18 protein-coding genes are annotated in these 18,444 nt (G+C 68.1%); 4 read left to right on the top strand and 14 right to left on the bottom strand.

Annotation, left to right across the window (positions count from 1 at the left end; all coding sequences use genetic code 11):
• Positions 1-9: 9 nt before the first annotated feature.
• From QN245_RS10195 to QN245_RS10185, 3 genes are all read right to left on the bottom strand, one after another.
• A complete protein-coding gene (locus tag QN245_RS10195) occupies positions 10-2,376 on the bottom strand; it encodes a Tex family protein (protein ID WP_317845228.1) in 2,367 nt (788 codons plus the stop codon).
• A gap of 95 nt (positions 2,377-2,471) precedes the next feature.
• Entirely contained in the window at positions 2,472-4,037 is a 1,566-nt protein-coding gene (locus QN245_RS10190; protein ID WP_237475364.1) for a hybrid sensor histidine kinase/response regulator, read from the bottom strand.
• Positions 4,038-4,181: 144 nt separating this feature from the next.
• Positions 4,182-4,397, bottom strand: a complete 216-nt coding sequence (locus tag QN245_RS10185) for a hypothetical protein (RefSeq protein WP_010342968.1) — start codon at positions 4,395-4,397, stop codon at positions 4,182-4,184.
• 177 nt (positions 4,398-4,574) lie between these two features.
• On the opposite strand from QN245_RS10185, the gene QN245_RS10180 reads away from it, so the two are divergent.
• Positions 4,575-5,786: an NAD(P)/FAD-dependent oxidoreductase gene (locus tag QN245_RS10180; RefSeq protein ID WP_317845227.1), complete on the top strand. Its 1,212-nt coding sequence runs from the start codon at positions 4,575-4,577 to the stop codon at positions 5,784-5,786.
• Positions 5,787-5,936: 150 nt separating this feature from the next.
• On the opposite strand, the gene QN245_RS10175 is transcribed toward QN245_RS10180, so the two are convergent.
• From QN245_RS10175 to QN245_RS10155, 5 genes are all read right to left on the bottom strand, one after another.
• Positions 5,937-6,392: a hypothetical protein gene (locus QN245_RS10175; protein WP_184647680.1), complete on the bottom strand. Its 456-nt coding sequence runs from the start codon at positions 6,390-6,392 to the stop codon at positions 5,937-5,939.
• The gene (locus QN245_RS10170; RefSeq protein WP_026144177.1) at positions 6,389-6,589 is read right to left on the bottom strand and encodes a PspC domain-containing protein; all 201 of its coding nucleotides are present in this window, start codon (positions 6,587-6,589) and stop codon (positions 6,389-6,391) included. Before QN245_RS10170 ends, QN245_RS10175 begins: the two co-directional genes overlap by 4 nt.
• 80 nt (positions 6,590-6,669) lie before the next feature.
• Positions 6,670-7,746 carry a class III poly(R)-hydroxyalkanoic acid synthase subunit PhaC gene (locus tag QN245_RS10165; RefSeq protein WP_317845226.1) on the bottom strand — a complete coding sequence of 359 codons (1,077 nt, stop codon included), beginning with the start codon at positions 7,744-7,746 and terminating at the stop codon, positions 6,670-6,672.
• Entirely contained in the window at positions 7,743-8,864 is a 1,122-nt protein-coding gene (phaE, locus tag QN245_RS10160) for a class III poly(R)-hydroxyalkanoic acid synthase subunit PhaE (RefSeq protein ID WP_317845225.1), read from the bottom strand. Before phaE ends, QN245_RS10165 begins: the two co-directional genes overlap by 4 nt.
• A 45-nt stretch (positions 8,865-8,909) precedes the next feature.
• Positions 8,910-9,524, bottom strand: coding sequence for a CDP-alcohol phosphatidyltransferase family protein (locus QN245_RS10155; RefSeq protein WP_160968077.1), 615 nt, complete (start codon positions 9,522-9,524; stop codon positions 8,910-8,912).
• Positions 9,525-9,666: 142 nt separating this feature from the next.
• Between QN245_RS10155 and QN245_RS10150 the strand changes: the two genes are divergently transcribed.
• The gene (locus QN245_RS10150) at positions 9,667-10,425 is read left to right on the top strand and encodes a 3-hydroxybutyrate dehydrogenase (protein ID WP_317845224.1); all 759 of its coding nucleotides are present in this window, start codon (positions 9,667-9,669) and stop codon (positions 10,423-10,425) included.
• 772 nt (positions 10,426-11,197) lie between these two features.
• On the opposite strand, the gene QN245_RS10145 is transcribed toward QN245_RS10150, so the two are convergent.
• The 3 genes from QN245_RS10145 to ppsR all read right to left on the bottom strand — a co-directional run bounded on the left by QN245_RS10145 (position 11,198) and on the right by ppsR (position 13,208).
• Complete coding sequence (locus QN245_RS10145; protein ID WP_317845223.1) at positions 11,198-11,686, bottom strand: NUDIX hydrolase; 489 nt, start codon at positions 11,684-11,686, stop codon at positions 11,198-11,200.
• A gap of 77 nt (positions 11,687-11,763) precedes the next feature.
• Entirely contained in the window at positions 11,764-12,261 is a 498-nt protein-coding gene (locus QN245_RS10140; RefSeq protein WP_160967977.1) for a DUF1249 domain-containing protein, read from the bottom strand.
• A gap of 125 nt (positions 12,262-12,386) precedes the next feature.
• Positions 12,387-13,208 carry a posphoenolpyruvate synthetase regulatory kinase/phosphorylase PpsR gene (gene ppsR / locus QN245_RS10135; protein WP_184447884.1) on the bottom strand — a complete coding sequence of 274 codons (822 nt, stop codon included), beginning with the start codon at positions 13,206-13,208 and terminating at the stop codon, positions 12,387-12,389.
• Between the two features lie 145 nt (positions 13,209-13,353).
• Here ppsR and ppsA point away from each other — a divergent pair, with 145 nt between their 5' ends.
• Positions 13,354-15,729: a phosphoenolpyruvate synthase gene (ppsA, locus tag QN245_RS10130; protein ID WP_160967973.1), complete on the top strand. Its 2,376-nt coding sequence runs from the start codon at positions 13,354-13,356 to the stop codon at positions 15,727-15,729.
• A 5-nt stretch (positions 15,730-15,734) separates the two neighbouring features.
• Positions 15,735-16,685 carry a mechanosensitive ion channel family protein gene (locus QN245_RS10125; protein ID WP_317845348.1) on the top strand — a complete coding sequence of 317 codons (951 nt, stop codon included), beginning with the start codon at positions 15,735-15,737 and terminating at the stop codon, positions 16,683-16,685.
• A 96-nt stretch (positions 16,686-16,781) separates the two neighbouring features.
• On the opposite strand, the gene orn is transcribed toward QN245_RS10125, so the two are convergent.
• From orn to mntR, 3 genes are all read right to left on the bottom strand, one after another.
• Positions 16,782-17,354 carry an oligoribonuclease gene (gene orn, locus QN245_RS10120; RefSeq protein WP_160967969.1) on the bottom strand — a complete coding sequence of 191 codons (573 nt, stop codon included), beginning with the start codon at positions 17,352-17,354 and terminating at the stop codon, positions 16,782-16,784.
• 100 nt (positions 17,355-17,454) lie between these two features.
• The gene (gene tadA / locus QN245_RS10115) at positions 17,455-17,955 is read right to left on the bottom strand and encodes a tRNA adenosine(34) deaminase TadA (protein ID WP_317845222.1); all 501 of its coding nucleotides are present in this window, start codon (positions 17,953-17,955) and stop codon (positions 17,455-17,457) included.
• Positions 17,952-18,416, bottom strand: coding sequence for a manganese-binding transcriptional regulator MntR (gene mntR / locus QN245_RS10110; RefSeq protein WP_160967965.1), 465 nt, complete (start codon positions 18,414-18,416; stop codon positions 17,952-17,954). The genes tadA and mntR overlap by 4 nt, the downstream gene beginning before the upstream one ends.
• Positions 18,417-18,444: the final 28 nt, after the last annotated feature.

The following is an 18,444-nucleotide window of genomic DNA, read 5'->3' as shown; positions in this document are numbered from 1 at the left end:
TCTGGAACGTCAGCCGCGCTTGGCGCGGGCGAACGCGTCGGCGAGCGCGCTGTTGACCGGCGCCGCCGCCGTAGCCGGACGCGGCTTGGCGTTGCCGCCGCCCGGGTTGCCGCGCCCGTCGCGCTCGCGCCGCGGTGGGCCGCCGGCATTCCGCGCACCGCTGTCGCGGTCGGCGGGACGCGCCGGTGCCGGCGTGTCGTCCAGGCGCCGGGTCAGCGCGATGCGCTTGCGCGCCACGTCCACCTCCAGCACCTTGACCTTGACGATGTCGCCGGCCTTGACCACGTCGCGCGGATCCTTGACGTAGCTGTCCGAGAGCGCGGAGATGTGCACCAGACCGTCCTGGTGCACGCCGATGTCGACGAACGCGCCGAAGGCGGCGACGTTGCTGACCACGCCTTCCAGCACCATGCCCGGCTTGAGGTCCTTGATGTCCTCCACGCCGTCGGCGAAACGCGCGGCCTTGAACTCCGGGCGCGGATCGCGGCCCGGCTTTTCCAGTTCCTTGAGGATGTCGCGCACGGTCGGCAGGCCGAACTTCTCGTCGGTGAACTGGTCCGGCCTGAGGCCGCGCAGGAAGCCGCCGTCGCCGATCAGCGCCTTGATCGGCTTGCCGGTGGCGCCGACGATGCGCTCCACCACCGGGTAGGCTTCCGGATGCACCGCCGAGGCGTCCAGCGGCTCCTCGCCATCGGCGATGCGCAGGAAGCCGGCGCATTGTTCGAAGGTCTTGTCGCCCAGCCGCGGCACCTTGAGCAGGTCCTTGCGGCGCTTGAACGGGCCGTTGTCGTCGCGGTGGCGCACGATGTTCTCGGCCACGCTCGACGACAGCCCGGACACCCGCGAGAGCAGCGCCGCCGAAGCGGTATTGACGTACACACCGACCGCGTTCACGCAATCCTCCACGCGCGCATCCAGCGCCCGCGCCAGGCGGTACTGGTCGACGTCGTGCTGATACTGGCCCACGCCGATCGCCTTGGGCTCGATCTTGACCAGTTCCGCCAGCGGATCCTGCAGGCGCCGCGCGATCGACACCGCGCCGCGCAGCGACACGTCGAGCTGCGGGAATTCCTTGGCGGCGAACTCGGAGGCCGAGTACACCGAGGCGCCGGCCTCGCTGACCACGATCTTCTCCAGCTTCAGCTGCGGGTTCTGCTTGATCAGATCCGCGGCCAGCTTGTCGGTCTCGCGGCTGGCGGTGCCGTTGCCGATCGCGATCAGTTCCACGCCGTGCTGCGTGCACAGCTGCCGCAGCGTGTGCAGCGACTGGTCCCACTGCCGGCGCGGCTCGTGCGGGTAGATGGTGTCGGTGGCCAGCAGCTTGCCGGTAGCGTCGACCACGGCGATCTTGCAGCCGGTGCGGATGCCCGGGTCCAGGCCCAGGGTCACGCGCGGCCCGGCCGGCGCCGCCAGCATCAGGTCCTGCAGGTTGTCGCCGAACACCGCGATCGCCTCGGCCTCGGCCTTTTCGCGCGCCTGGTTGAACAGGTCCAGCAGCAGGTGCATGTGCAGCTTGGCGCGCCAGGTCATGCGACAGGCATCCAGCAGCCAGCGGTCGCCGGAGCGGCCCTGGTTGGCGATGCCGGCACGCAACGCGACGCGGCCTTCGGCGTACTGGTGGCCGGCCTCGGCCTCGCTGCCCGGATCCAGTTCCAGGTACACGATCTCCTCGCGGCGCGCGCGGAACAGCGCCAGCAGCCGGTGCGAAGGAATCTTGGCCAGCGCTTCGGCGTGATCGAAGTAATCGCGGTACTTGGCGCCTTCCTGCTCCTTGCCCTCGGCCACGCGCGCGCGGATGACCCCGACCTCGCCCAGCCAGCTGCGCAGTTCGCCGACCAGCGCGGCGTCCTCGCCCCAACGCTCCATCAGGATCGCGCGCGCGCCTTCCAGCGCGGCCTTGACGTCGGCCACGCCCTTGTCGGCATCGACGAAGCCGGCGGCGAAGGTCTCCGGCACCAGCGTCGGATCGGCCAGCAGGCCGTCGGCCAGCGGCTCCAGCCCGGCCTCGCGGGCGATCTGCGCGCGCGTGCGGCGCTTGGGCTTGTATGGCAGGTACAGATCTTCCAGCCGCGACTTGGTATCGGCGGCGACGATCTCCGCGCGCAACTCGTCGCTGAGCTTGCCCTGCTCGGCGATGCTGGCCAGCACCGCGGCACGGCGCTCTTCCAGTTCGCGCAGATAGGTCAGGCGCACTTCCAGGTTGCGCAACTGGGTGTCGTCCAGCCCGCCGGTCACTTCCTTGCGGTAGCGCGCGATGAACGGGACGCTGGCGCCCTCGTCGAGCAGGGCGATGGCGGCGCGGGCCTGCGCCGGCTGCGCGCCGATCTCGGCGGCGATGGTGTTGGCGATCTGCTGGGCGAGCTGAGTGTCGTGCATTGCGTCCGGCCGAAGCCGCCTTGCGGAAAACCCGCATTTTCGCAGTGCGCGCGCCGCCGGGAAACCCCGTTGACAGGCGCGCGCCGACCTGTCGGTCAGCTCACGCCGTTGGGACCGTCCAACACCATGCGCACCTTGCGGGTGAGCTCCTGGCGGTTATACGGCTTGGCCAGCACCTCGAACTCGTTGCCGCCGGCATCGGTGCGCTCGATCGAGGACTCCGCATAGCCGGTGGTCAGCAGCACCTTGATCTTGGGCCGGCGCCGCCGCGCCTCGCGCGCCAGCATCACGCCGTTGAGGCCGCCCGGCATGATCAGGTCCGAATACAGCAGGTCCACGTGCACGCCGGTGTCGAGCAGTTCCAGCGCCTCGCGGGCGTTGTAGACGACATGCGTGGCATAGCCCTGGTCCTCCAGGAACAGCCGCGCCAGCTCGGCGATGTCCGGCCGGTCCTCGACGATCAGGATGGTCTCGTCGCCCTGGCGGTCGAACGGACGGCGCGTGCGCGAATCGCGCGGCGCCATGTTCTCGACGTTGTCGTCGATCGGGAAGTACAGGCGCACGGTGGTGCCGTGGCCATCCTCCGAATACAGGCGCACCGCGCCGCCGGACTGCTTGGCGAAGCCGTACACCATCGACAGGCCCAGGCCGGTGCCCTTGCCTTCTTCCTTGGTGGTGAAGAACGGATCCAGCACCCGCGTCAGCACCTCCGGCGGCATGCCGCTGCCGTTGTCGGTGATCGACACGCATACATAATGGCCGGGCAGCAGGTTGTCGTAGGTGGTGGGTTCGTCGGCGCGCACCGAGACGTTGCGGGTCTGGATCACCAGGCGCGGCGATGCCTGTTCGGCCATGGCATCGCGGGCATTGATCAGGATGTTCAGCAGCGCCACCTCGGCCTGGGTCGGGTCGATCCGGCAGTTGCGCAGGTCCGGCGCCAGTTCCAGCGAAAACGCGATGCCGTCGCCCAGCGTCCGCTCGGCCACATCGCTCATCCCGGCCACCAGGGTATTGAGGTTGAGCACGCGCCCTTCCAGTTTCTGCTTGCGCGCGAACGCCAACAACTGCTGGGTCAGGCGCGCGGCCTGGCCGGCGGCATCGCGCGCGCGGTCCACGCTCTTGCGCAGCAGCAGCGGATTCAGCGGATCGCTCTCGACCGCATGCTCGATCAGTTCCAGGTACCCGGACATGACCTGCAGCAGGTTGTTGAAGTCGTGGGCGATACCGCCGGTGAGCTGACCCAGCGCTTCCATCTTCTGCGCCTGGCGCAGCGCATCCTCGGCGTCGCGGCGACGGCTGACGTCCAGCTGCGAACCGAAGAAGTACACCAGCTCGCCGCGGTCGTCGTAGACCGGAGAGATGTACAGCGCGTTCCAGAAGCTTGAACCGTCCTTGCGGTAGTTGAGGATCTCCACCGCCACTTCGTCGCTCGAGGTGATCGCATCGCGGATGCTGCGCACCGTTTCCCGGTCGGTGTCCGGTCCCTGCAGGAAACGGCAGTTGTTGCCGATCAGCTCATCGCTGCCATACCCGGTCATCTCCAGGAACGCGCGATTGACGAAGATGATCGGGTTGTCCGGCTGCCGCGGATCGGTGACGATCATGGGCATGCGCGTGGTCTGCACGGCAGCGAAGAAGATATCGCTGCGCTGGTTGGACATGTCGGTGGGAGCGTCAGGGTCGACGGTGGTGTGCGGCGCCGGGCAGTTGCTGATTTCTGGTGCGGGCATGGTCGATGGCAGGTCGATGCGAACCGTCGCTGGCCCGGCTAGACGGGCGGCCACACCGGGGTTCGCACGCCGGCGTCAACGCGAATAATACCTGTGCAGGCGTTCTACCACGATATCGTCCTGCAGCGACTCCAGCGCCATGATCCGCACCTGCCGGTCGCTCAACGCCAGCACGCGCTCGACGTAGATTTCCGGGCCTGCCTCGGTTTCCTTCATGGACTTGCGGAAACCGTAGGGCATCACGCCCTTCTCTCCGTCCTTGCTGCCACCGATGTACAGAACGACCGACATGACGCTTCCTCTACAGGGAATTCGTGGAACTGGCGCGCACCATACACAGCGCCATGTGAGGGACTTCTGCACCGAGGTTAATCGCGGCTGTTTGCCCGAAAATGACGTCCGCCCCGCCTCACGCGGGCTTAACCGGGCCTGCGCGTAAGTCGCACATCCTTTCTGCGTCGGGGCGCCATGGATCTCAAGAGCGGTTATCCCTTCTGGTCGGTGCGCAACGGCCTCATGCAGAGTTTTCCGCAATTGCGCGACGACGTGCGCTGCGATGTCGCCATCGTCGGCGGCGGCATCACCGGTGCCCTGATCGCCGAGGAACTGAGCGCGCACGGACACACGGTGACCGTCCTGGAACAGCGCGACATCGGCTGGGGCAGCACCGCGGCCAGCACCGCGCTGCTGCAATACGAGATCGACACCCACCTGATCGACCTGGCCAAGCGCTATGGCGAACCGGCCGGCGCCCTCGCCTATGGCGCCTGCGCGCAGGCGTTGGAGCAATTGCGCGACCTGGTGCGGCCGCTGCGCGATGTCGACTTCGGCTGGAACGACAGCCTGTACTACGCCAGCAAGCGCCGGCACGTGCGGGTGCTGCAGGAAGAGCTGGAGGTGCGTGCGCGGCACGGCCTGGACGTGGCATGGCTGGACGCACAGACCCTGGACGCCGACTACGGCATCCAGGCGCACGGCGCGATCCTCAGTCACCAGGCCGCGCGAGTGGATCCGTACCGCCTCACTTATCGCCTGCTCGGCCGCGCCTTCCGGCGCGGGGTTGGCGTCTACGACCGCACCCGCATCGCACGGATCCAGGTCAATGGCCGCGGCGTGACCCTGCAGACCGACCAGGGTGCGCAGGTGCGCGCCGGCCACGTGGTGATGGCCGCCGGCTACGCCAACCAGCAATGGCTTGACCAGCGTGTGGCGCGCAACCGCAGCAGCTACGCCTTCGTCAGCGACCCGCTGGAACCGTCCCTGCTCGGCCCGCTGCGCGACACCATGGTCTGGGAAAGCGCGCGACCGTATCTGTACCTGCGCAGCACCGGCAATGGCCGCATCGTTGCCGGCGGTGAGGACGACAGCGTGGATGTGCCGGCGCGCCGCGACGCGCGCGTCGACAGCAAGGCGCGCACGCTGTCGCGCAAGATCGCCAAGGTGATGCCGGGGCTGGAGCTGCAGCCGACCTTCGCCTGGGCCGGCACCTTCGCCGAGACCGAGGACGGCCTGCCGTTCTTCGGCCCGCACCCGCAGCACGGCCCGCGCGTACAGTTTGCGATGGCCTACGGCGGCAACGGCATCACCTACAGCATGATCGGCGCCGGCCTGCTGCGCGCGCAGATCGAGCGGCATGCGCATCCGCTCAAACAGCTGTTCGGCTTCTCCCGGCTCGACTGACCCGAGCCGCTACAAGCGCCACTGGTACCTCCGTAGGAGCGGCTTCAGCCGCGACGGGCTTTCCCGGGAACGCCCCCTGTCGCGGCTGAAGCCGCTCCTACGCGATAACGTCGTGCATGGCGAACGCAGCGGTTTGCTGGCGCCACGCACTCAACCAGTGCCCGGCCACCAGCCGCGGCCTTGCAGCGCATAGCGATCCGCGGCGCGTTCCAATGGATTGCGCACGCTGACACCGCCGCACGCCAGGTACACCGGCAGGAACAACGGTCCCAGCAGCATGTACTGCAGCACGTGCGCACGTTCGTGGTCGCCGAGCCGTACCGCGGGATGCCGGCAACGACCGGCGGCGTGTTCGTAGGTGGCGCAGGCCACGTCCAGATCGTCGGCGCTGAGCAGGATCACGTTGCCCAGGGTCATCGCCCCGCGCGGCCGCAACGGCATCCGTTCGAACACCAGCGCCAGCTCGCGGCGGCTGAAGCGCAGGCGCGCACCGAAGGCCAGCGCGATGCCCCCAGCAAGCACACCGAGCAAGGTATTGGGCAAGGTCCACAGCACACCAACGGCGATGCCGGCACGGCGCCAGGCCGGCGGCAGCGGCCGCTTCAGTCGGCTTCGTTGGGAATCAGCAGCCACAGGATCAGGTAGACCAGGATGCCGGGGAAGGCGGCCGAGACGATCGAGCCGACCACGTACAGCACCCGCAGCAGGGTCGCATTCCAGCCGAAGCGGTGCGCGATGCCGCCCATCACGCCCGCGATCATGCGGTCGTTCAAGGAGCGCGACAGCGAACGGGGTTGCGACATGGCAGCGGCTCCAGCAACGGCGGCGACCCACTCTACCCGCGCCGGGCGGGCACCGCGTGACGGAACGCGGCGATCAGCGCTCAGTGCCCGCCATCGCGTTCGGCCAGCCACCGGTGCAGCGCCGCCGGCACCTCGCGCTGGGCACGGCCGGAGACGTAGATGCCGATATGGCCGCCGCGGAAACTCAGCTCGGCGTAGTCGCGGCTGCCGACCACGCCGCGCAGCGCCCGCGAGGCGTCCGGCGGCACCAGGTGGTCCTGCTCGGCATAGACGTTGAGCACCGGCATGGTGACCCGGCCCAGGTCCACCGTGTGCGCACCGATGCGCGCGCGCCCGTGCATCAGCGCATTGTCCTGGTAGAACTGCTTGACGAACTCGCGGAAGGCCTCGCCGGCCAGATCGGGCGAATCGAAGATCCATTTCTCCATGCGCAGGAAATCTTCCAGCGCCCGCGGATCGTCGAGGATGTCGAGCAGACCGACGTACTTCTGCAGATTCAGCCGGAACGGCTTGAGCATCAGGTAGCTGACGTTCATCAGGTCCGCCGGCACGTTGCCCAGCGTGTCCACGAACAGGTCGACGTCGACCTGGCGCGCCCAGTTGGACAGCATGTTGTCCGGGGTATGGAAATCCACCGGCGTGACCATGGTGACCAGGTTGCGCACCTTCTCCGGCTGCAGCGCCGCGTAGCACAGCGAGAACGTACCGCCCTGGCAGATGCCGAGCATGTTGACCGGCGCACCGTCAGCGGCCGCGCGCAGATGGTCCACTGCGCCGTCGATGTAGCGCAGCAGGTAATCCTCCAGCGTCAGGTAACGCTCGGACCGATCCGGGTAGCCCCAGTCCAGCACGTAGACGTCCTCGCCCAGCGCCAGCAGGCCCTGCACCAGCGAGCGGTCGGCCTGCAGATCGACCATGTAGGGGCGGTTGACCAGGGCATAGACGATCAGCAGCGGCACCTTGGCGGTGGGCGGGCGCTCGCCGACGAAGCGGTACAGCACCACCTTGCCGTCGCGCCACACTTCCTGGCGCGCGGTGGCGCCGTAGTCCACCGTGTCCAGGCCCGGCAGCACGCGCAGGCCTTCGAGCAGCTTGCGTTGCAGCTCCAGGGTTTCCTGGAGCAGATCGTCGCTGCTGAAACTCAGCGGTCCCTTCATGCGCGACTCCGACGCCCAGCGGGCTTGGGTCCCGCCCGCCGCGACGTGGTGGCGGGCGCGGCCTTCGCTGGCTTGGCGGCGTTGGATCTGGATTTGGATTCGGGTGCGCCTGCTGCCGCCTTCGCAGCGGCGGGCTTGGCGGCGGTCTTCCTGGCGCTTTTCCGCGGCGCAGAAGGAGGGGGCGCAGCAGCAGGTGCAGGCGCGGCAGGCGCACCCTGCCCTTCTGCGCGCTCGATCCGCCGCAGCCGCCGTTCCAGGTCGGCGATACGCCGATGCGCGGCATCCAGTTCGGTGCGTGTGGGCAGGCCAACCTGCTCGCAGACCTGCTCGGTCTCGCGCTGCAGCAGGGCGCGCAGGCGCATCTGCGCGTTGGCGACGTCTGCGTAGACCTGGCGGAACTCCGGCGACAGCGCGGCCGCCGCATAGGCCTCCTCGGCCGCATCGATCCACAGGTCGAACATCGCCCGCGCATTGGTCAGTTGCCGGCCCGGGTCCTCGTGGCCGCGCAGCTTCTCCTCGAACAGGCCGAAGGCGCGGTCGATGGCGCCCTGCAGCAGCCCCAGATAGGCCTGCAACTGCGCCTGGTAGTCCTGCTGCGCCTTGGCCAGCGCCCGCCAGCGTGCCTGATGGTTGCGCGCCGGGCCGAACCCGGGCATCTGCAGCCACGGACCGCTGTCGCGCTGCAGCCCTTGCAGCCACTGCGCCGCCTGCTGCAACCACGGATCGATGCCACCCTGACCGGTGCCGCGCACCGCACCCAGCAACCACTGCAGCAACTGCTCGCGCTGGCCCTGCACCTGGCGCTTCCAGGCGTCGGCGACGTCGGCGCTGCTGGCGTCGCGGCCGGCGAACTGCGCGGCCACCTGCTGCATCGCGCCGAGCCAGTCGCCGGCATGTTGCTGGAACTGCGCCACCGCGTCCTCGGCCTGCGGCGCGCTGCCGCGCGGCAGCCACTGGCTCCAGGCCGCGATCGCCTCGCGCCAGGAACCGGTGCCGTCGCCAGCCGCGGCCGACGAAGGGGCCGGTGCGCCCTGGCGCAACGCGGCACTCCAGGCCTCCCAGTACTGCCGCGTCATCGCCTCGAAATCGCCGGCGCCACCGCCGCCGCTAGCCTTCATCGCCACTCTCCCGAACTAGCCCGCGATGATAGCAACCCGCTGCGATCAGGGCTTGGGAATGCGCAGCGTCTTGCTGATCATCAGCGAGCCGGACAAGGCGAACAGCAGCGACAGCGGGTGCAGCAGCCACGGCCCCAGTCGCCATTCGCCCCACCACAAGGCATCGCCGATATGGCCAAGGTGCGCGGCGACCGCCAGCACGATGACCAAGCCCAGACTGCTCGGGATCGGCGTGCCCTCGAAGTACGGCACCTTGTCGCCGTCGCCGGCGATCTGCTCGGCGGTGACGTTATAGCGCGCCAGGCGGCTGACCCCGCAGCAGACGAAGAAACTCAGCACCAGCCAGTCCCAGCCGCCCTGCATGCCGCAGGCATAGGCGAGCGCGGCCGGGGCCACGCCGAAGGAGATCACGTCGGCCAGCGAGTCCAGCTCGCGGCCCAGGGTCGAGGACGACTTGCGCCAGCGCGCCACCCGGCCGTCCAGCGCGTCGAACACGAACGCCAGCGGGATCAGCGCCATGCCGAACAGCAGATCGCTGCGGCGTCCGTCCTGCAGGAAGCGCATCGCCGCGAACACCGCGCCGGTGCCGCAGAAGGCATTGGCCAGGGTGAACCAGTCGGCCAGCTGGAACTCGCGCAGCATGGAGAAGTGGCGTTTCATCGGCATAACGTGGCGGATCCGGCGTGAGCGGCGAGCGACGGCACAGGGTAGCGTGGCGCCGCCGCACTGGCGAGCGGCCGCTGCCGGGCGTCGCCGCGCGCTGCTACGCTGGGCGCTCCCCACTTCCGCGCAGGCACTCCCCATGCAGACCGTCCTGATCACCGGCGCCGCCAGCGGCATCGGCGCCGGCATCGCCCACGAACTGGCCGCGGGCGGCCGCCACATCGTCGTCAGCGACCTCGACCTGGCTGCCGCCGACGCGGTCGCCGCGCAGTTGCGCCAGGCCGGCGGCTCGGCCGAGGCGGTGGCGCTGGACGTGGCCAGCGCAGACAGCATCGCGGCGGCGCTGGCCGCCGTCAGCCGGCCGGTGGACGTGCTGGTCAACAACGCCGGGCTGCAGCACGTGGCGCCATTGCAGGAGTTCCCGATGGACAGGTGGAGCCTGCTGGTGGAGGTGATGCTGACCGGCGTGGCGCGGCTGACCCAGGCGGTGCTGCCGGGCATGCGCGAGCGCGGCTTCGGCCGCATCGTCAACATCGGCAGCATCCACTCGCTGGTCGCCAGCCCGTACAAGAGCGCCTACGTCGCCGCCAAGCACGGCCTGGTCGGCTTCTCCAAGGTGATCGCGCTGGAAACCGCCGATACCGACATCACCATCAACACGCTCTGCCCCAGCTATGTGAAAACGCCGCTGGTGGACAAGCAGATCGCCGACCAGGCGCGCACCCGCGGCATTTCCGAAGCTGACGTGATCGCCCAGGTGATGCTCAAGCCGATGCCCAAGGGCGTGTTCATCGCCTACGACGAACTGGCCGGCTGCGTGGCGTTCCTGGCCTCGCCAGCGGCGCGCAACATCACCGCGCAGACCATCGCCATCGACGGCGGCTGGACCGCGCAATAGCGCTGCGGCAAGCACGCAGGTCCGGCTGCTGGATCGCGCGATCGACACTGGCGAATTTTTCGCCAGCGCGGCAACGGCCGTTGCGGCACAACGCCACCCGGATCTTATCCACAGCGTTCGTGCGATTTCATCCACACCGGCTGTGGAGAAGCGCGACCGGGACTGCTGAAATTTTCACCACCCGGCAAAATCGGGCAGCCATTTCAGTGACTTGCCACGCTTGCCCACAGGCTTGTGCAGGATCGATCCACAGCCGCTGTGGACAAGCCCGACGCGGCGTCACGCGGGGGCGACCGAGCGGTGCGCCGGACGACGGGAGAGGCGCTAGCGCTCTTCCTTCTCCCCTCGGGAGAAGGTGCCCCGCAGGGGCGGATGAGGGTGCGGGCGAAGCCTCGTGCACCCAAACTCCGCGAGACGCTTTCGCGCCGTACCCTCACCCCAACCCCTCTCCCGGCGGGAGAGGGGCTTAGGCTGTTCCCTTCTCTCATTGGGAGAAGGTGCCCCGCAGGGGCGGATGAGGGTGCGGGCGAAGCCTCGTGCACCCAAACTCCGCGAGATGCTTTCGCGTCGTACCCTCACCCCCAACCCCTCTCCCGGTGGGAGAGGGGCTTAGGCTGTTCCCTTCTCTCATTGGGAGAAGGTGCCCCGAAGGGGCGGATGAGGGTGCGGGCGAAGCCTCGTGCACCCAAACTCCGCGAGACGCTTTCGCGTCGTACCCTCACCCCCAACCCCTCTCCCGAAGGGAGAGGGGCTTTATGGCAGCGCGAGCGTGTCAGACCCGCGAATAGCGCCAGGACTGCATGCGCCCGTCGCGGTACGGCATGACCCCGTGGAACGGGCGCGGGTCGCCGTCGAACACCAGCGGCAGGAAGTGACGGTCGCCCTCCCACAGCGGCAGCGTGTCCATCTGCGCGATCGGCACCCAGGCCAACGTGCCCTCCGCGTTCTCGGCGAACGGCTCGCCCGTGTAAGCCTCGATCAGGAACACGAAACCCAGCCAGTCCTCGCCGTGCTTGCCGAACCCCGGCCAGCTGATGGTGCCGCGCAATTGCAGCGCCTCGCAGGTGATGCCGGCCTCTTCCAGGATCTCGCGGCGCATGCAGGCCAGCACGTCCTCGTCCGCCTCCACCTTGCCGCCAAGACCGTTGTACTTGCCCAGGTGATGGTCGCCGGGCCGGGCATTGCGGTGGACCAGCAGCACCTGGGTACGGTCGGGCGAGAGCACGTAGCCCAAGGTGGCGACGATGGGGGTGTAAGGCATGCGGTGACGGCGGAGGGCGACGGGCGCGCAGTATGCCGTATCCGCGCTGTCGCCTGGTCTAGCCTGAGGCTAGACGTTTAAACGGCCGGCGTCGCGGCGTCGCGCGGCAGGGGCGGCGCCGGTCGCAGCGTGGCCACGCCGTGGCCGCGCTCGGCCAGGTACTCCAGCCATTTGCCGAGGAAGGTGTTCATGCGCATGCGGTGGCTGATCAGCTCCGCCGGCGGCGGGTACAGCCCCATCACGTCCTGCCAGCGGCGGCCGACGTAGCAATGCGTCGTCTCAGCCTGGCGCGCGTCCAGGTACAGGCGCACGTAGGCCGATGGGTCCGGCTCCCCGGTCAGCGGATCGCACAGGTCGTAGGTCAGGCGCAGTTCGACGGTGTAGCGGTGCCGCTCGATCACATCCAGGCGCAGGTCCAGGCCGTCGCCGATGCTGGACACGTAGCTGCCGGCCTCGAGGTCGGCCGGCACGAACAGGCGGTTCAGGTGCAGATAGTTTTCGGCGTACAGCCCCATCAGCCAGCCGAAACGGCTGAGCCGGGGGATGCGTTCGCTGCGGGTCATGGCGTGCTGCATGGACCGATCCTACACGCTGGATCGCGCCGGCGGCAGCATTGACGGATCGGCGCCGGCGGCCTACCGTGGAAATCCATGCGGCGACGTGCGGAAATTCCATTGCCGCCAGGAGCGGCCCGGCCCGCTCAGAACATCTCGCGCTGCAGTCCCAGCGTCGTCAGCACCTTGCTGGAAATCTCCTCGATCGAGGTATGCGTGGTGCTCAGGGTCGGAATCCGCTCCATGCGGAACATGGTTTCGGCGGCCGCCACTTCGCGCCGGCAGGTCTCCGCACTGGAGTAGCGCGAATTCGGCCGCCGCTCCTGGCGAATCTGCTGCAACCGTTCCGGATCGATGGTCAGCCCGAACAGCTTGTTGCGGTAGGCGCGCAACCGCGGCGGCAACCGATCGCTCTCCAGATCCTCGTCGGTCAACGGATAGTTGGCCGCGCGCACGCCGTAATGCAGTGCCAGGTAGATGCAGGTCGGCGTCTTGCCCGCGCGCGAGACCGCCACCAGGATCACGTCGGCCTCGTCGTAGGTGAGCGCGATGCCGTCGTCGTGCGCGAGTGCGAAGTTCATCGCGTTGATGCGGCGGTGGTAGGTCTCGAAATCGACCAGACCGTGCGCCTGCCCCACCCGCGAGTGCCGCGGCGCGTTCAATTCGCGCTCCAGCGGCTCGATGAAGGGCGCGAACACGTCGAGCATCAGCGCCCCGCTCTCGGCCAGCAACATGCTCAGTTGCGGATCGACGCAGGAGTTGACCACGATCGGCCGAACCTGATAGCGCTCGCCCGCGGCATGGATGCGCTGCGCCGCGTCACGGGCTTTTTCCGGATCGTCGACGAACGACATGCGGTCGGTGACGAAGCTGAAACCGCTGAACTGGGTGAGCAGGCTATGCCCAATGGTTTCAGCGGTGATACCGGTTCCATCGGACACGTAGAACACCGGTCTGATCGTCGACATTGCCTGCATTCTCCTGGCTGAAACCCAACGGATGCGCCCGCTTCGCTTGTGCCGGCTCGGGTGCGCACTGCATCATATCGGCTTCTTCCCTAACGGACGCGGCCATTCAGCCCGCCTCGGGCGATGGCCTAACGGAGCATCGCGCTTGAACGAGAACATCCTGTGGTTGCATGAGCTGCGCCTGGCCGACCTGGCTCGCGTTGGTGGCAAGAATTCCTCCCTCGGCGAAATGATCGGCAACCTGGCGGGCCTCGGCGTGTCCGTGCCGGGCGGCTTCGCCACCACTGCCGAAGCGTTCAAGGCCTTCGTCGCCCACAACGATCTGTACCAGCGCATCTTCGACAAGCTGGCTACGCTGGACGTGGAAGACGTGGGCGCACTGACCGCCGCCGGCAAGGAAATCCGCGGCTGGGTGATCGACGCGCCGCTGCAGCCGGAACTGGACCAGGCGATCCGCGAGGCCTATGCGCAGCTATGCAGCGAGAACGGCGGCGGCGACGTGGCCGTGGCGGTGCGCTCCTCGGCGACCGCCGAAGACCTGCCCGACGCCAGCTTCGCCGGCCAGCAGGAGACCTTCCTCAACGTGACCGGCGCCGACGATGTCGTGCACAAGGTCAAGGAAGTCTTCGCCAGCCTCTACAACGATCGCGCCATCGCCTACCGCGTGCACCACGGCTTCAAGCACGAGGACGTGTTCCTTTCGGCCGGCGTGCAGTTGATGGTGCGCTCCGGCGTCGGCTCCTCCGGCGTGCTGTTCACCCTGGACACCGAATCCGGTTTCCGTGACGTGGTGTTCGTTACCTCGAGCTTCGGCCTCGGCGAGATGGTCGTGCAGGGCGCGGTCAATCCCGACGAGTTCTACGTCTACAAGCCCACCCTCAAGGCCGGCAAGCCGGCGATCCTGCGCCGTTCGCTGGGCAGCAAGCTGATCCGCATGGTGTATTCGGACGTGCCCGGCGAGCGCGTGCGCATCGAGGACACCCCGGCCGAACTGCGCAACACCTTCTCGATCAACGACGAGGATGTGCAGGAACTGGCCAAGCAGGCGCTGGTGATCGAGCAGCACTACCAGCGGCCGATGGACATCGAGTGGGCGAAGGACGGCGTCAGCGGCAAGCTGTTCATCGTGCAGGCGCGCCCGGAAACGGTGAAGTCGCGCGGCCACGCCACTCAGATCGAACGCTTCGCGCTGCAGCAGCGCGGCGAGGTGATCGCCGAAGGCCGTGCCATCGGCCAGAAGATCGGCGCCGGCGTCGCCCGCGTGGTACGCAGCTTGGACGACATGAACCGGGTGCAGCCCGGCGACGTGCTGGTCGCGGACATGACCGATCCCGATTGGGAGCCGGTGATGAAGCGCGCCTCGGCGATCGTCACCAACCGCGGCGGCCGCACCTGCCACGCGGCGATCATCGCCCGCGAGCTGGGCGTGCCGGCGGTGGTCGGTACCGGCAACGCGATGGAGCTGGTCGAGGACGGCAAGGAAGTGACGGTCAGCTGCGCCGAAGGCGACACCGGCTACATCTATGGCGAGCGCCTGCCGTTCGAGCGCACCACCACGGACCTGGGCAACATGCCGCCGGCGCCGCTGAAGATCATGATGAACGTGGCCAACCCGGAGCGCGCGTTCGATTTCGGCCAGCTGCCCAATGCCGGCATCGGCCTGGCGCGCCTGGAAATGATCATCGCCGCGCACATCGGCATCCATCCCAATGCGCTGCTGGAATACGCCAAGCAGGATGCGGCGACCAAGAAGAAGATCGACGCGAAGATCGCCGGTTACGCCGACCCGGTGAGCTTCTACGTCAACCGCCTCGCCGAAGGCATCGCCACGCTGACCGCGTCGGTGGCGCCGCACCCGGTGATCGTGCGCCTGTCGGACTTCAAGTCCAACGAGTACGCCAACCTGATCGGCGGCAGCAACTACGAACCGCACGAAGAGAACCCGATGATCGGCTTCCGCGGTGCCAGCCGCTACGTCGACCCGAGCTTCGCTGCGGCGTTCGCGCTGGAATGCAAGGCCGTGCTCAAGGTCCGCAACGAGATGGGCCTGGACAACATGTGGGTCATGATTCCGTTCGTGCGCACCCTCGAGGAAGGCCGCAAGGTCGTCGAGGTGTTGGCCAGCAACGGTCTGCGCCAGGGCGAGAACGGCCTGAAGATCATCATGATGTGCGAGGTGCCGTCGAACGCGCTGCTGGCCGAGGAATTCCTGGAGATCTTCGACGGCTTCTCGATCGGCTCCAACGATCTCACCCAGCTCACCCTGGGCCTGGACCGCGACTCCTCGATCGTGGCGCACCTGTTCGACGAGCGCAATCCGGCGGTCAAGAAGATGCTGTCGATGGCGATCAAGGCCGCGCGCGCCAAGGGCAAGTACGTGGGCATCTGCGGCCAGGGCCCGTCGGATCACCCGGACCTGGCCGAGTGGCTGATGCAGGAAGGCATCGAGTCGGTGTCGCTGAATCCAGACACCGTGGTCGACACCTGGCTGCGCCTGGCCAAGCTCAAGAGCCAGGGGTGATGCCGATGCAGTCGTGGCTGACGGCACTGACGGCGGCCACGACCGCTGCGCCTGCGGCGCGGGCGGCGCGCCCGTTCGACTGGCGGACGCTGGACTGGGCTCAGTACGCGCTCAACTGGGGCGTGGCGATCCTGATCCTGATGGTCGGGATGTGGATCGCCAAACGCCTGAGCGAATGGCTGCGCAGAGCGCTGCTGCGGGCGCGGGTGGAAACCACGCTCAGCAACTTCCTGCGCAACGTCGCCTATGCGTTGATGCTGGTGCTGGTGCTGGTCACCGCGCTGCAGAAGATCGGCGTACCGCCGACCTCGCTGTTCGCCGTGCTCGGCGCCGCCGGCCTGGCAGTGGGCCTGGCGCTGAAGGACTCGCTGTCCAATATCGCCTCCGGGGTGATGCTGATCGTGCTGCGGCCGATGCGCGATGGCGACCACGTGGTGGTGGCTGGGCAGGAAGGCGTGGTCGACGAGATCCGTATCTTCCAGACCCGCATCCGCACCTTCGACGAGCGCATGGTGACCCTGCCCAACAGCACCATCACCACCGCGCCGATCGTCAACTACAGCACCCTGCCCAACCGGCGCCTGGAGATCACCGTCGGCGTCGGCTACGGCGACGACCTGAAGAAGGCGCAGGAGTTGTTGCTGCAGATCGCGCAGGAGAATCCGAACATCCTGAAGACGCCCGCCCCGTTCGTGCAGGTCACCAACCTGGGCGAGAGCACGGTGGACCTGATGTTATTCGGCTATGCCAAGAACAGCGATTTCGGCGCGGCCAAGAGCAGCACGCTGGAGCAGATCCGCAACCAGCTGCTGGAGAACGGGCTGAGCATTCCGTATCCGCAGCGCGACCTGCACGTGTACCACCACGATGCCGACGGCCGCCCGATCGCGGAATTGTTGACCAAAGGCGTCACCGACGACGGCGAGACCAAGCCGGGGCCGCCGCTGGCGCGCTGAGCGTCGGCTTCACCTTCTGTATTCCTGCACCACTGCATCCGCCCGACGAGCGTCGGGCGGTGTTCCGCATGCGCCCCGACGCGCAAGGCTCGCGGATCAGCCCTCGCCCTGCCCGCCCAGCCTGCCCATGAAGGGACGGTAGTAGCGCAGTTCGTCGATGGAATCGTGCACGTCGCTGAGCGCGGTATGCGAGGAGGTCTTGGTCAGGCCGGCCGACACCGCCGGCGCCCAGCGCCGCGCCAGTTCCTTCAACGTCGACACGTCAAGATTGCGGTAGTGGAAGAACCGCTCCAGCCGCGGCATCTGCCGGTGCAGGAAACGCCGGTCCTGGCAGATCGAGTTGCCGCACATCGGCGAGGTGCCGGGCTTGCACCACTGGGTCAGGAACGCCATGGTCTCGGCCTCGGCCTGCGCCAGCGTGACCTGGCTGTCGAGCACGCGCTGCCACAGACCGGAATGGCGGTGCTGGTTGCGGTTCCACTCGTCCATCGCCTCCAGCGTCTGCAGCGGATGGGCGATGGCGAACTCCGGGCCTTCGGCCAGCACGTTGAGCTGCGCGTCGGTCACCACCGTGGCGATTTCGATGATCGAATCGCGATCGGTATCCAAGCCGGTCATTTCCAGATCGATCCAGATCAGCCGATCGTTCGCCACGTGCGCTTGCGCCATATCACCGTCCTGTCGTTCGCGGCGGCGAGGCCGGCGCGGAAGTGTCGTATCAGCCTTCAATGATACCGCGTGGCCTGGGTCGCCGGCAGGGGCGTGGCACTCACGCGCCGAGCGGCGGCTTGCCGCGCTTGGCGCGGAAATAGTTGGTCAGGCGCGTGCTGGCCGCCGTCGCCAGCACCCCGCCGCGGACCTGCACGCGATGGTTGTGGCGCGGGTCGGCGATCAGGTCGAACACGCTGCCGCAGGCCCCGGTCTTGGGATCGGTGGCGGCGTAGACCAGCTCCGCCACCCGCGCATGCACCACCGCCATCGCGCACATCGCGCACGGTTCCAGAGTCACGTACAGGCGGCTGCCGACCAGGCGATGGTTGCCGAGCCGGCGGCCGGCCTGCCGCAGCGCGACGATCTCGGCATGCGCGCTGGGATCGTGTTCGGCGATGTTGAGGTTCCAGCCCTCGCCCAACACCTCATCCTCGGCCGAGACCAGGACCGCGCCGACCGGGATCTCGTCGAACTCGCGCTCGGCGCGCTCGGCCAGGGCCAGCGCGTGCCGCATCCAGTGCGCGTCGCGCGCCAGTTGCGCGTCGTCGCCGACAGTCATCGCGACGCGCCGTGCTTGCGCACGAATTCGGCGAACACCGCTAGCGTCGCTTCGCTGACGTGATGCTCGATGCCCTCGGCATCGCGGCGCGCGGTGTCGGCGTCGATGCCCAAGGCCAGCAGGAACTGCTCCACGGTCTGGTGGCGCTGCCGGCTGGCCGCGGCCAGCGCCTCGCCCTCAGGGGTGAGGAACACGCCACGGTAGGGGCGCTGCACCACCCAGCCGCCCTTGACCAGGCGCTTGAGCATCTTGGCCACGGTCGGCTGGGCCACGCCCAGGCGCGCGGCGATATCCACCTGCCGCGCTTCGCCGCCATCGGCGAGGAGGTCGGAAATCAGCTCCACGTAGTCCTCGATCAGCTCCAGGCGGTGCGCCTCGCGCACCTGGCGGAAGCTTTCGACCTGCACTTCGGCGTCGAGCAGCACCGCCGGCGGCGCCATCGACTTCCCGCTTTTCTGCATTGCAACGCCCTTGTCCGGTGCCGGCGCC

The sequence above is a fragment of the Xanthomonas rydalmerensis genome (assembly GCF_033170385.1).
GTDB lineage: Bacteria > Pseudomonadota > Gammaproteobacteria > Xanthomonadales > Xanthomonadaceae > Xanthomonas_A > Xanthomonas_A rydalmerensis.
This window is presented reverse-complemented; position numbering and strand designations above follow the sequence as displayed.

What these genes read in the sequence shown, in the direction of transcription:
- mntR (WP_160967965.1), bottom strand. Translation starts at nt 18,416, where the DNA reads ATGCAGAAAAGCGGGAAGTCGATGGCGCCGCCGGCGGTGCTGCTCGAC.
- ppsR (WP_184447884.1), bottom strand. Translation starts at nt 13,208, where the DNA reads ATGTCGACGATCAGACCGGTGTTCTACGTGTCCGATGGAACCGGTATC.
- QN245_RS10125 (WP_317845348.1), top strand. Translation starts at nt 15,735, where the DNA reads ATGCAGTCGTGGCTGACGGCACTGACGGCGGCCACGACCGCTGCGCCT.
- QN245_RS10140 (WP_160967977.1), bottom strand. Translation starts at nt 12,261, where the DNA reads ATGCAGCACGCCATGACCCGCAGCGAACGCATCCCCCGGCTCAGCCGT.
- orn (WP_160967969.1), bottom strand. Translation starts at nt 17,354, where the DNA reads ATGGCGCAAGCGCACGTGGCGAACGATCGGCTGATCTGGATCGATCTG.
- QN245_RS10145 (WP_317845223.1), bottom strand. Translation starts at nt 11,686, where the DNA reads ATGCCTTACACCCCCATCGTCGCCACCTTGGGCTACGTGCTCTCGCCC.
- QN245_RS10155 (WP_160968077.1), bottom strand. Translation starts at nt 9,524, where the DNA reads ATGAAACGCCACTTCTCCATGCTGCGCGAGTTCCAGCTGGCCGACTGG.
- QN245_RS10180 (WP_317845227.1), top strand. Translation starts at nt 4,575, where the DNA reads ATGGATCTCAAGAGCGGTTATCCCTTCTGGTCGGTGCGCAACGGCCTC.
- QN245_RS10195 (WP_317845228.1), bottom strand. Translation starts at nt 2,376, where the DNA reads ATGCACGACACTCAGCTCGCCCAGCAGATCGCCAACACCATCGCCGCC.
- QN245_RS10165 (WP_317845226.1), bottom strand. Translation starts at nt 7,746, where the DNA reads ATGAAGGGACCGCTGAGTTTCAGCAGCGACGATCTGCTCCAGGAAACC.
- QN245_RS10190 (WP_237475364.1), bottom strand. Translation starts at nt 4,037, where the DNA reads ATGTCCAACCAGCGCAGCGATATCTTCTTCGCTGCCGTGCAGACCACG.
- QN245_RS10185 (WP_010342968.1), bottom strand. Translation starts at nt 4,397, where the DNA reads ATGTCGGTCGTTCTGTACATCGGTGGCAGCAAGGACGGAGAGAAGGGC.
- QN245_RS10150 (WP_317845224.1), top strand. Translation starts at nt 9,667, where the DNA reads ATGCAGACCGTCCTGATCACCGGCGCCGCCAGCGGCATCGGCGCCGGC.
- tadA (WP_317845222.1), bottom strand. Translation starts at nt 17,955, where the DNA reads ATGACTGTCGGCGACGACGCGCAACTGGCGCGCGACGCGCACTGGATG.
- QN245_RS10170 (WP_026144177.1), bottom strand. Translation starts at nt 6,589, where the DNA reads ATGTCGCAACCCCGTTCGCTGTCGCGCTCCTTGAACGACCGCATGATC.
- phaE (WP_317845225.1), bottom strand. Translation starts at nt 8,864, where the DNA reads ATGAAGGCTAGCGGCGGCGGTGGCGCCGGCGATTTCGAGGCGATGACG.